The 11,031-nt window shown below is 41.2% G+C and carries 11 protein-coding genes; 4 read left to right on the top strand and 7 right to left on the bottom strand.

Translation table 11 applies throughout. The annotated features are described in order from the left end of the window. Positions 1–506: 506 nt before the first annotated feature. The 4 genes from AC19MX_RS16630 to AC19MX_RS16615 all read right to left on the bottom strand — a co-directional run bounded on the left by AC19MX_RS16630 (position 507) and on the right by AC19MX_RS16615 (position 3,228). On the bottom strand, positions 507–1,580 hold the full coding sequence (locus AC19MX_RS16630; RefSeq protein ID WP_498299249.1) for an IS91 family transposase: 1,074 nt from the start codon (positions 1,578–1,580) through the stop codon (positions 507–509). After that, positions 1,577–2,467, bottom strand: coding sequence for a tyrosine-type recombinase/integrase (locus AC19MX_RS16625; protein WP_498299248.1), 891 nt, complete (start codon positions 2,465–2,467; stop codon positions 1,577–1,579). Before AC19MX_RS16625 ends, AC19MX_RS16630 begins: the two co-directional genes overlap by 4 nt. Positions 2,468–2,668: 201 nt before the next feature. After that, positions 2,669–2,947, bottom strand: coding sequence for a type II toxin-antitoxin system RelE/ParE family toxin (locus AC19MX_RS16620; RefSeq protein WP_498299247.1), 279 nt, complete (start codon positions 2,945–2,947; stop codon positions 2,669–2,671). Continuing rightward, a complete protein-coding gene (locus AC19MX_RS16615; RefSeq protein ID WP_498299246.1) occupies positions 2,944–3,228 on the bottom strand; it encodes a damage-inducible protein J in 285 nt (94 codons plus the stop codon). The genes AC19MX_RS16620 and AC19MX_RS16615 overlap by 4 nt, the downstream gene beginning before the upstream one ends. A 297-nt stretch (positions 3,229–3,525) precedes the next feature. On the opposite strand from AC19MX_RS16615, the gene AC19MX_RS16610 reads away from it, so the two are divergent. The 3 genes from AC19MX_RS16610 to AC19MX_RS16600 all read left to right on the top strand — a co-directional run bounded on the left by AC19MX_RS16610 (position 3,526) and on the right by AC19MX_RS16600 (position 7,547). Next, positions 3,526–4,503 carry a transposase gene (locus AC19MX_RS16610; protein WP_498299245.1) on the top strand — a complete coding sequence of 326 codons (978 nt, stop codon included), beginning with the start codon at positions 3,526–3,528 and terminating at the stop codon, positions 4,501–4,503. Positions 4,504–5,002: 499 nt separating this feature from the next. Next, positions 5,003–6,013: a substrate-binding domain-containing protein gene (locus AC19MX_RS16605; RefSeq protein ID WP_498299244.1), complete on the top strand. Its 1,011-nt coding sequence runs from the start codon at positions 5,003–5,005 to the stop codon at positions 6,011–6,013. 220 nt (positions 6,014–6,233) lie between these two features. Then, on the top strand, positions 6,234–7,547 hold the full coding sequence (locus AC19MX_RS16600; protein WP_498299253.1) for a M24 family metallopeptidase: 1,314 nt from the start codon (positions 6,234–6,236) through the stop codon (positions 7,545–7,547). 97 nt (positions 7,548–7,644) lie between these two features. On the opposite strand, the gene AC19MX_RS16595 is transcribed toward AC19MX_RS16600, so the two are convergent. After that, the gene (locus AC19MX_RS16595; protein ID WP_160053445.1) at positions 7,645–8,136 is read right to left on the bottom strand and encodes a DUF1097 domain-containing protein; all 492 of its coding nucleotides are present in this window, start codon (positions 8,134–8,136) and stop codon (positions 7,645–7,647) included. Between the two features lie 319 nt (positions 8,137–8,455). Then, positions 8,456–8,707 (bottom strand): hypothetical protein, encoded by a 252-nt coding sequence (locus AC19MX_RS16590; RefSeq protein ID WP_498299243.1) that lies wholly within the window; start codon positions 8,705–8,707, stop codon positions 8,456–8,458. Between the two features lie 320 nt (positions 8,708–9,027). On the opposite strand from AC19MX_RS16590, the gene AC19MX_RS16585 reads away from it, so the two are divergent. Next, positions 9,028–10,053: a GGDEF domain-containing protein gene (locus AC19MX_RS16585; RefSeq protein WP_498299242.1), complete on the top strand. Its 1,026-nt coding sequence runs from the start codon at positions 9,028–9,030 to the stop codon at positions 10,051–10,053. Positions 10,054–10,087: 34 nt separating this feature from the next. Here AC19MX_RS16585 and AC19MX_RS16580 read toward each other — a convergent pair whose 3' ends face one another. Continuing rightward, on the bottom strand, positions 10,088–10,975 hold the full coding sequence (locus AC19MX_RS16580) for a hypothetical protein (RefSeq protein ID WP_498299241.1): 888 nt from the start codon (positions 10,973–10,975) through the stop codon (positions 10,088–10,090). Positions 10,976–11,031 lie beyond the last annotated feature (56 nt).

Here is an 11,031-nt window from a genome sequence, read left to right as displayed (position 1 = left end):
ATCAACTCCGACATTGATGTTTTGCATGTGATTACTATTCATAATAAGCGTTCTCTTTATTGCGAAATACGGGTTCTAGACCCAGTCGACTATTCGAGATGAGTGCTTGGAGTTCTACATGATGCTCACGTTAGTTATCGGTCTCTCAATAGAGGAGCCATAAGGATATCGAGCTATCAAATAGAAGGCTTAAGTTGCAACAAAAGCTTGGGTCTCACTTTACCCAAATTACTTAGTTATTATCCATACAAATAAGGATAGGCCGCGCGAAGCCGCGTCCTTATCCTAAGTGTTGAACAAGCCCGAACACCTGAGAGTGACTCTTTATTATGTAAATAATAGCTCGAGAAAACGCGCTGTTTGATGTGATGGTTATCGTGCTAGTTTTCTGTAGTCAGCAAGTTCCCTTAGCTCATTTGCTAATTATTTAACTCTCTTAATTTCAATGCGTTAAATTAATCCTCCACGGTATTCAGTTAAGCCATTATCCTTATTATTTTCCTGCATTAGGTTATAAGCCGTAAATTTGTCGGTCGTTTCACTACGCCCATAAAGCGCATTGGTTGCTGGCAGCATGGGCAGCTGCGGGTTGCTAATCTGCGCTTTATTTCGGGAATGATTGGAAACACTGCCCCTGCAACCGCCAGCATAAGCTGTATTTGTAGCCTGAGCTTTTTGGCGTTACCTCTGAGTAATCCATAGTCTCTTACTCGTCTTAATCCCTTCGGTAATACGTGTTGCAGTATTAACCAGAGAAATTCTATTGCGGGTAAAGTGCGTACTTTTGTCGACTTTGTTTGGCTGTCTTCATACTCGAAACTCACGTTGTCATCGACATGACTTTTGATGTTTTTGTCAGCCAGTACGCCGCGATAAAGATAGCGTGATAAATACTGCAGAGCAGGCAACCCTTTGCCCACATGTTGGCAGTCTACTACCCACTTTTTCGGTAGTGAGGTTGGCAGTGTGAGATTACGTTTTGCCAAATGTTCCAGCAAACGTGCGCGCCAGACGTTGGCGAGGTTAAAGGCGTTGAACAGGTATTTGCCTTTGTTCTTTTTCCATTGCTTTTGGCTCTTGTTAAAACTGCCCGCTGGAATAATAAAGTGAATGTGCGGATGCAATTCACGCCGTCTGCTGTGAGTATGCAGTATGCCGGTGAAACCAATATCACCAGCAAGCTTTGGTGAGTTAAGCGCGAAGTCTTTGAGTACACTGACAGCGACGGCAAACATGGCAGGATAGAGCGCTTCCGGTTGATGTTTAGCCACAACACGCAGCTCAAATGGCAATGTAAAAGTCACCATAAAATAGTCGACGGGCAGTAATTTGGCTTGTTGCTTAGTGAGCCAGTCTGCCGTGGTGTTGTACTGACATTGCGGGCAACTGCGATGCCCGCATGATAGTGGAAAGTCAGCGGTATGAGTACAAGCGTGACAAGCCCAGTGGCTAGCTCTTTGGGTGTGAACGCGACAGCTCAGCATGGCATTAATGGCATGGCGCATTGATGTTGTTATTTGGCCATCATAAGCTTGATTAAGCGCATCAAGATGGTCACGTAAAATATCGATGAATGTCATGAGTCACACTCCCACTTGAGCACCAAATTATCAGTGAGTTGGTTAACTGATTTGACCGTGTTCTTGCGGGTGATGGTGGTGAGGCGGGTATAGCGTGCGGTAGTGTTAAGGCTGTTGTGGCCGAGTAAGTGCTGTACTGAGCGTAAATCTAACCCTTGTTCGAGCAGATGAGTCGCATAGCTGTGACGTAAATTATGTGGGCTAATGGATTTGTGGATGTTGCACTCACGAATCACTCGCTTTAGTGCTTTTTGAATACCGCCTTTATCTATCATTGAGCCTGGCTTACCGTCTTTACCAGGAAATAAAAGCTGAGGATGACGATGAGTTTGCCAGTAATATCGCAGCGCTAACAGTGTGCGCTGTGGTAAAGGGACTAGCCTGTCTTTGCCGCCTTTGGCGTCACGGATATGCACCTGCATCAACGCTGAATCGATATCGCCAACGTGCAATGAAATGGCTTCACCGAGGCGCAATCCCATACTGTACAAGGTTAAAAAGCACACTTGATATCGCAGCTTATGGGTGAGACTAATGACGATAGAGACTTCGGCAGGGGTCAATATATCGGGTAAACGTTTAACCTGCGGTGGCTTAACAATACTCAGCCACTCCCAGTGCTGGTTAAGAACATACCGGTAGAAAAACTGTAACCCATTACGGTCAAGTTTAACGGTACTCCATGAGTGAGAAGCAATTAAATCAGCAAAGTACCGCTTCAAATCATTGGTTGAAAGGTTATCAGGGCAACAGTCAAAATAAGCACTAATACGCCTGACAGCGCGACTATAAGCGTCGATGGTAGCAGGCCGCTTGCCTTGGAGCGTTAAATTGGTAAGATGTTGTTGATAAAGACAATCAAAGCGTTGTTGTTCGTGAGCGTTCATAGTAATACTCCTAGATAGCTGCCAAGGTAGGCAGGGTCTAGTAAGTATTTATGATGGGGCTAAAGATGTGTTTTTATCTTTTCTGCCGCAGAGCGGCTTCGTTCAACAAGGCGCTCAAACGGAAAAATTACAGTTGGCTCGCGCTCCGCGCAGTTTAGCCTAACTGTATTTTTCCGCTTAGCTTGGCGTTAGTTGCCTTTCTTAATCTTGTGGAAACTTCTGCTTCTGGTGTAACACTCGCATTATTCGGATAGTCTCACCATCTACCCAATATGAGACAATCATAGAAACTTCTGGAATAATTAATACACGACCACGAAAAATATCTCTTTCAACACCCATTAATGGATGCTCAAGTAAGTTTTCAACTTTAGTTTCTATTATTTGGTCCGTTTTCTCTGCTGCGCTAGGGTTAAAATCAAATAAAAATTCAAATATCTTTTCTCGGTCATTGAGTGACTCCTCTTCCCAAAAAATCATATTTTATCTCTATTTCGGATCTTATTCTTTCTAGCCTCCATCTGATTTTTAGCTTCATTGTGTTCAATAAAATTAGCTTTACCATTATCAATCTTGTCAAATGCCGCATTTATTTGTTCTGTTAACCATAAATCATGGGTCATTGTTTTTCGTTGTTCTTCAGCTAAGCCTACGGTAAGCTCTCTGCATGCATCGCTTAATGTGCGTCCTTGGCTTTCAGCCATTAATTGCGCTAAGCGTTTAGTTTCTTCATCAACCCTAAATTGTATGCGAGTATCCATAATAGTTACCTTAATTTTATTGTGTACTCACAAATGTTAGCACTGGTGTTGTGCATAGGCAACTAACAAGTTGCTCAAAAGGACAAAAAACAGTTTGCTGTTTTTCGTACCTCAAACATTTCCCCCTGTGTCAGGATAGTTGTCGCCTCAATTAATTTACAAATAAACAGGGCGCGGTAAGTTAATGAGCAGAATTAACATGGCCACCCAACAATTAACATGGCCACCCAAAACAGTTGGCGAAATAACAGACAATAAACTACGCTTTATTTACCCCCTGCTAAATGGTATTTAAAGATGGCCAGACCAAGACAGACAATCGTTAGTCTAGAAGATACCCCTTATTATCACTGTTGCTCGCGTGTGGTACGCAAAGCTTTTTTGTGCGGAATTGATAACTTTACAGGAGAGAATTTTGAGCATCGGCGTGAGTGGGTTGATTCTCGTATTCTTGAATTGGCAACCATCTTTGCTATCGATATCTGTGCCTACGCTGTGATGAGTAATCACTTGCATGTGGTATTAAAGGTTGATGCAGAAAAAGCGAAATGCTGGTCAGATAAAGAAGTATTAATTCAATGGCACAAAGGTTTTAAAGGCACATTACTGACGCAAAAATTTGTTAAAGGTGAGGACTTAAACTCATTTGAACTTAACACAGTGCATGATTGCATAACCCAATATAGGCAACGCTTAATCGACATCAGCTGGTTTATGCGCTCTTTAAGTGAGCCAATCGCTCGAATGGCCAACAAAGAGGATAAATGTACCGGAAGATTCTGGGAAGGTCGTTTTAAGTCCCAAGCACTGCTTGATGAAGCGGCAGTATTAGCCTGTATGGCCTATGTTGATTTAAACCCAGTCAGAGCCAAGATGGCCGCAACTCCAGAAACCTCAGATTACACCAGTATTCAACGTCGAATAAATTCAGCGATGAAAGGCGAGCAACCAACAGAACTATTACCGTTTGTGGATAATGAGCGTTTAAATATGCCTAACGGGTTAATGTTCAGCGTGAAAGACTACATTGTACTGGTTGAAGATACCGGTCGGATTATTCGAGAAGATAAGCGTGGCGCCATTAGTTCAAGCAGCCAGGACATACTGAATAGACTTAATATTCCTGCCGAAAACTGGTTGAAAATCACCACAGAGTTTGGTGCATTATTCAAAGGTGCTGTCGGCGCATTACCTGCCTTAACCGAATATTGTGAGCACCTGGAACGTAAACGACGACAAGGCGCATCAAATTGTCAACGTTGGCTGCAAGCTTAAGTAAAACAGACGAAAACAATATTGTTTATCCATTGCTTGATAGGTATCAGGTCCCTTTAGGTGCGCAGCGTTTAGTCTTGTCACTTGAAGTCCCGTCTAATGTTAAATCTTGATACTTTTAGATTGGATTTTATAGTTTCGAACAAATACAGAATACGTAGATTAACGTTCAGATGATTAAAAATAAAAGTCGTTATGTTTATCGGCCTAATCATGGGGAGCAATTTTAAGAACCAACATAAAAATGGGTGGCAATGTAAGAGGAGACATAAAAATGGGTGGCAATGTAAGAGGAGCCAGATTGGATTTTATAGTTTTGAACAAATACAGAATACGTAGATTACCGTTCAGATGATTAAAAATAAAAGTCGTTATGTTTATCGGTCTAATCATGGGTGGCAATGCTAAGAGGAGCCTCCAGCTCATATCTTTAACTGGATCCCTTTGCTATATTTTATTGTAAAGCAGAGTCGTGCTCTGATTTATCTGAGGAGGTTATGTGGCGAGATTACTCGTATTGTGTGTTGTCTTTAGTGTATTACCCGTATCTTCTGTCTATGGAAAAGAATTAAAACTTGCAGTGGTACCAAAATTTAACAGTGTTTTTTTTGAGCAAAGTAAAATTGGCTGTATAGATGCTGCCGCACAAATAAAAGGCGTAGAGTGCATATATCGGGGACCCAATATAAGTAACGTTAGGATGCAAGACCAGGTAATAAATCAGCTGATTGATGAAGGTGTCGATGGTATTGCTGTCGCCATTACACAATCTAAATATCTCGCGAATAATAGCCTGAAAAGAGCTAAAGAAGCAGGTATTCCGATTGTTACCTATGACTCTGATTTTGATGCTTCAATCAACGAAGACCCTAACAATTTACGCCTAGCCTATATAGGCACTGACAATGTTGAATTGGGTAAATCACTAGGTGAAGAGTTAAAAAAACTTCGGCCCGATGGGGGAACACTCATAATGCAATCTGGGCGACCAGATTCTCCTAATTTGAACTTAAGACTGATGGGAGTCCGTTCAGCATTATCCGGAAAAAAATACGCTGCACCTCCTGGAGAATTGCTTAATAACGACTCGGGCTGGACTGAAATAAGGGAGCCTTTTTTTAATTTTGATCAACTTGATCGATCTGTTAAGCAGATGGAATCTGTTTTGAAAGGTAAACCCGTAAAAGCAGACGCCTTTATTGCAGTCGGTGGTTGGCCGCAAAATGACCAAGTACTTTACCGTAAAATGATCGCCCCTTACCTGGCAAAGATTAATGACAACAAGGTCATTATCGTTATCACTGATACATCCTCTGAACAATTAACGATGTTGGAAGAGCATCTTGCTCATATCAATATTGGTCAAAACCCATATGAAATGGGCAGACAAGCCATTTTGACACTTTATAATATTGTAACAGAACAACAATATGAGAAAATAATTTACATCCCGACTTCAATTTGTACACCAGATAACGTTGATACCTGTACCAAGAGTATGAGATTGTAATCATTACCTATTCAAAATAATGACATCGCCAAAAGCCTTTGGTGAGTGAGTGTTATTTTGATTTACTGGGTGCATATAGTGAGTTAATTATTTAGGTTTAAATAAATCGATAAAAGCTCATTTTTTCAACAGGTTAGCTGTTGAAAGGTAATGACTGCTTCGTCGCTAATAAAAGGAATTAATTTTGCGTTTTTTCAATTGGGTCTACTTTTTGTTTTTTATGATATTAACTTTCTGCGCTAATTCATGGGCAACAAATACTGTTGATATTTTACCTATGCGCGACAGGGCAGATTTTCTCGATAATATATTGGCAAAGCGTGTTGAGCTATTATTGCCCAAGCTAATGAACGAACATAAGCTAGATATGTGGGTCATCATTGGCCGTGAGTACAATGAAGATCCGGTGCTTAAAACATTATTACCTGCAACGTGGTTATCTGCTCGTCGTACAACAATATTAGTGTTTGCGCGTAAAAGTGATGGCAGTATAGGTGCTCATGCTATTGCGCCTTATAACGTTGGCCATGTCTTCGAAAAAGCGTGGGATAAAGCAAAACAACCCAATCAATGGTTAGCACTTAATGAATTAATTGAAAGCTACCGACCTAATAGCATCGGTATTAATCAATCTTCACATTGGGCACATGCTGATGGGTTGGTCGCAACCGATAAAGAAAGCCTGTTATCGCATTTACCTGAAAAATACAAAACCAAAGTTGTTTCAGCTGAACCTGTTGCCATCGGTTGGCTAGAACAAAGAATCCCTGAAGAAATAGCGATTTACAAAGATATTGTAAAATTAGCGCATTCGATAATAGCAGAAGCATTTTCAAGCAAGGTTATCACCCCAGGGCAAACAACGACTGACGATGTGGTGTGGTGGCTTAGAGAGCGCATTGTTGAACTTAAGCTACAAACTTGGTTTCACCCAACCGTTTCAATTCAACGAAGTGATAACGTTAATGTTAAGCATAATTCAAGTTTAGCGAATGACGACGGTAAACAGATTATTTTACCGGGCGATCTATTGCATGTTGATTTTGGCATAACCTATTTACGCTTAAATACCGATACGCAGCAACATGCTTATGTATTAAAACCGGGTGAAACCGAGGCGCCCCACTATTTACAAAAGGCACTGTTATTTGGCAATCAACTCCAAGATATCTTTACGGGGCATTTCTCTGAAGGATTGACGGGTAACCAAGTGTTGGCACGTTCTCGTCAGCAGGCCATTTCACAAGGGTTACAGCCAACCATTTATACCCACCCGCTGGGTTATCATGGCCATGGTGCCGGCACTACGCTGGGGATGTGGGATTCGCAAGAGGGAGTACCAGGTGATGGTGATTACCCATTACATGTAAATACCGCGTATGCCATTGAGCTCAATAACGCTATTTTTATAGAAGAGTGGAAAAAAGAAATTAGAATCATGTTAGAAGAAGATGCCATTTTCGATAAATCGGGGGTGTGGTATCTCAATGGCAGGCAAACAGAACTTCTGTTAATTAAGCCTCGTGCCAGTTAATGGTTAGTTATTGTTGCTGAATGAAAACTCAAAGAAAAAGCCGATGTGTTCATCGGCTTATCTAATGCAAGATTTGTTTAGGTTCTAATCGCAGTTGCTACATTTCTTTTACTGCATCATCTTTTATTGATTCTGCTGTTTTGTCCGTTAAGGTAATAAGTAAGCCAGTGAGTAAGCTCATGCTATAACCAAGTACAGCGCCAATCATTAATGGTGGAATAATAGCGGCAAGATCGGCATTAAGCGCGAATGTGATACAGCACCCAATAAAGGTTCCAGGAATAAACGCAAAGTTTTTATTGCTGGCTTGTAGGCACATAAACGCAGTCACAATACCGGTTAATGCGTAGCTAATGATAGATGAGCCTAATACGCCACTGCCTGCAATAATTAACCATCCCCAGAATACACCTGAAAGATTAGTTGTCATTGCCATCATCATGCCTTTTACGCCCGTTTCGGTTTGCGCGAAAAAGGTGCTGCAACCAAGAAAGCCGACCCATGTGACCAGATGAAACACATCCGCAAGGCCAGCCCAAACGGCTGCCAATAAACCTGCAGAAATAGCAATTTGCCAACGATGCGCCATAGTCGCCTCTCAAGATTAAAAAATAGAACGGTGAGTTCTAAATTTAGCACAATAAACTCAGTGTATGCAGTTTAGTTTTATAAAAAGCGATCCAGTTCGCAAATAATCGCGATAGCTAATACAGCCTCAAAACGGGCTCGAGCGCTTATTTTATAATGATATCAAGATGCTGTTATTGATTTTGCTGTAGCTCTGCGCCGCTGGAGATTGATCATTATTTTATGCGGGTGTGGTTTAAATGGGTTATTTAAGAACATTGATAGCATGAGGTAATTAAGATAGATTTTATCGTGGATGTGCATCTATGTTACGTACAACATTATTTAAAGGTGACTTTGCCGCCCACCATTTTATAGGCTGGAGCGCCTCTCACCAGTGTGTCTCGAGCAAATATTTGGCCACACTCAGGACACGTGCACGGCACTTGAGTATTATCTTTTACGATACGTTCTTTAAAGCATTTGATTAGGGCACCTTTACCGCCTTTGCGGTAGGTAAACAGTTGCGCTTTACACTGAGCACAGAATATATCGACTGTGCGTGTTGGGCCTTTTTTGTTAGGTTTAGCCATATTGAGTCTTATTTCCGCGTTTGAGTGGGAATGTTTATTGTCATAAAATCGTGATTGATATGAATAATAATGAGTTTTGATTGGTTGAGGTGCAACCATTGGTGGTCCGTTTTGATGATATTAATACTTAACTGGTCAGTTAATGCTCTTTTAGTCTTTTTTGTCAGGTCTTAACCATTTAATCATTGAACAAATTACCTAATTTTGATCTACGCTTTTAAATCATATTAACTCTTTAATCTGAATTCAGGATATTGAGACAACTCGTATGGCCACCGTGAATGTAGGTAGCTGTAAAAGTTAAACAGGGATAAACATTAATGGCTATTGCTAATTTATGGGCAAGCGAACTCGATTATCGTCGTACAGTGTTAAAGGCAGTGTTAATTGTCATCATTATTGCAGGCAGTCTTTTTGTCGTGAATAACTGGTTTAGTGGTTTCCAGGTGTACGCCCTGGTTGAGTTGGCGGTGGTATGTTTATGTATTGGTATACTCGCAATTCATAAACGCACGCCTAACCTGACCTTATGGTGCTCAATATTTTTATTTGCAGTTTTTACGGTCATTTTGATTGGCATTTATAGCGCATCGTTTAATTCTGGGCTATTTACCTGGTTATTTATTATTCCTGTTTTGTCATACTTGTTATTAGGCATCAAGCTAGGCACCCTTTATACCAGCGTATATATGACGGCAGGTATTGCGATTTTAACGTATGCCTTGATTTACAATCTTGCCGATATTTATCCCATTACCATTACCATTGCCAATATCTTACTGTGTTTAGCGGCCATTTGGGCGTTATCTTTTAGTTATGAATTTAAGCGTGCAGAAGCGGTTGAACGTTTGCAGCAAATAGCGTCTATAGACCCGTTAACGGGGTTAAATAATCGTTTATTGTTGGATTCCATTTTCGATATGCTATGCCAAAGTTTACCTGAAGAACAACAGTCAGTGTCGATGTTACTACTCGATCTTGATCATTTTAAAAAGATTAATGATCAGTTTGGTCATGATACCGGTGACAAGGTTTTGGTTAAGGTTTCTCAGTTAATAAATGATATGCGACGACGTAATGATTGGGCTTTCCGTTTTGGCGGTGAAGAGTTTTGTATGCTCATCCCTAATACGAATATGCAGCAAGCAAGCCAAATTGCAGAGCGTTTGCGCGTCGCAATAGACAACATTACTGACGTTGGTAACAGTAAGCTCAGCACTAGCATTAGTATTGGTATCGCACGTTGGCCTGATGATGGCAGTCATTTACCACAGATTTATAAAGCCGCAGATGAAAGACTTTACAAAGCGAAAGCTCAAGGGCGAAATCAGGTGGTGTCGGGGTAATATCGCAAACAACCTAAATAGATTATTCAGTCGTCTAGTTGATCGTATCGGTGAATGTTAATCCGTTTTTGACTTTATTGACTCTATTATTAATGGCTTCTGTCAGCTGCTGCTTTTGTTCATTTTCGCCACAATACTCTGCAAAGCCTAACCCCCAGCCATGGGGATTCACCTGAGTTGCCAGATTGACCACTCGATAACAATAATCACCTTGTTTTACAATTCGATTAGGATCTAATTTGTGATTTAACGTATGGGGTTGGCTGGTGTCAATGTTAGGTGTTAGCTCAATGAACTCCACCTCAGTGTCCATCTCACTCAAACTGCCAACGGGTTTGTTTTTCGCTGCTGTTTGCGCGCCAATGAGTTGTTCAAGCTGTTGGTTATTATGCTGCTGTAAGTATTGCGTCGCGGCTTGTTGCATTGAAAAGGCTGCATTAATTGTGTTGGTCGATGTATTGAGTGTTGAGTTGATTGTTGGTTTAGGCTCTTTCGGTTGATGATTGCTTTTAACGGTTGGAGTACTGATTGTTGTTGCCAATACTGGTTCACTCGATGCAGGCTCACTCGATGCAGGTTCCTCTATTGGGGCTGATTTTATGGGAACCGTTTGTATCGAGGCCGATACTATTGTGCTTGGCGAGTCACTTTGGGTTGATAAAGACGTTTGTTCAATGCGTTGAGCGGATGAGTTCGCTGCACTTTTTATGTCGACTTCAGGTTCAGATTCAGATTTAGTTTTATATTGAGCTTCATGCTCTGGTTTGTTGCCAGTAGCCGCGAGCATCGACTCATAGTGTTGTGAGGTGATGAGATAACTTTTAATGGCGGCATGTTTGCTTGAAGGCGCGTGTTTTGCCACTCTTTGTTTGTTATCTTGTTGCCAAAACCAGGCCATTAATACAATGAGTACGCTATGCATTACTAACGCGTAACTCAATGGCTTAGATAAGTGTTGTTGCTCAAGTGTACTAACGT

The organism is Shewanella sp. MF05956 (assembly GCF_059758055.1).
The sequence above is the reverse complement of the archived record's forward strand: the minus strand, read 5'-3'. Positions and strand labels throughout refer to the sequence as shown.

Bases quoted from the DNA above. Each gene is read 5' to 3' on its own strand.
- AC19MX_RS16595 (WP_160053445.1), bottom strand. From the start codon at position 8,136: ATGGCGCATCGTTGGCAAATTGCTATTTCTGCAGGTTTATTGGCAGCC.
- AC19MX_RS16630 (WP_498299249.1), bottom strand. From the start codon at position 1,580: ATGACATTCATCGATATTTTACGTGACCATCTTGATGCGCTTAATCAA.
- AC19MX_RS16590 (WP_498299243.1), bottom strand. From the start codon at position 8,707: ATGGCTAAACCTAACAAAAAAGGCCCAACACGCACAGTCGATATATTC.
- AC19MX_RS16625 (WP_498299248.1), bottom strand. From the start codon at position 2,467: ATGAACGCTCACGAACAACAACGCTTTGATTGTCTTTATCAACAACAT.
- AC19MX_RS16580 (WP_498299241.1), bottom strand. From the start codon at position 10,975: ATGCATAGCGTACTCATTGTATTAATGGCCTGGTTTTGGCAACAAGAT.
- AC19MX_RS16600 (WP_498299253.1), top strand. From the start codon at position 6,234: ATGATATTAACTTTCTGCGCTAATTCATGGGCAACAAATACTGTTGAT.
- AC19MX_RS16615 (WP_498299246.1), bottom strand. From the start codon at position 3,228: ATGGATACTCGCATACAATTTAGGGTTGATGAAGAAACTAAACGCTTA.
- AC19MX_RS16610 (WP_498299245.1), top strand. From the start codon at position 3,526: ATGGCCAGACCAAGACAGACAATCGTTAGTCTAGAAGATACCCCTTAT.
- AC19MX_RS16620 (WP_498299247.1), bottom strand. From the start codon at position 2,947: ATGATTTTTTGGGAAGAGGAGTCACTCAATGACCGAGAAAAGATATTT.
- AC19MX_RS16585 (WP_498299242.1), top strand. From the start codon at position 9,028: ATGGCTATTGCTAATTTATGGGCAAGCGAACTCGATTATCGTCGTACA.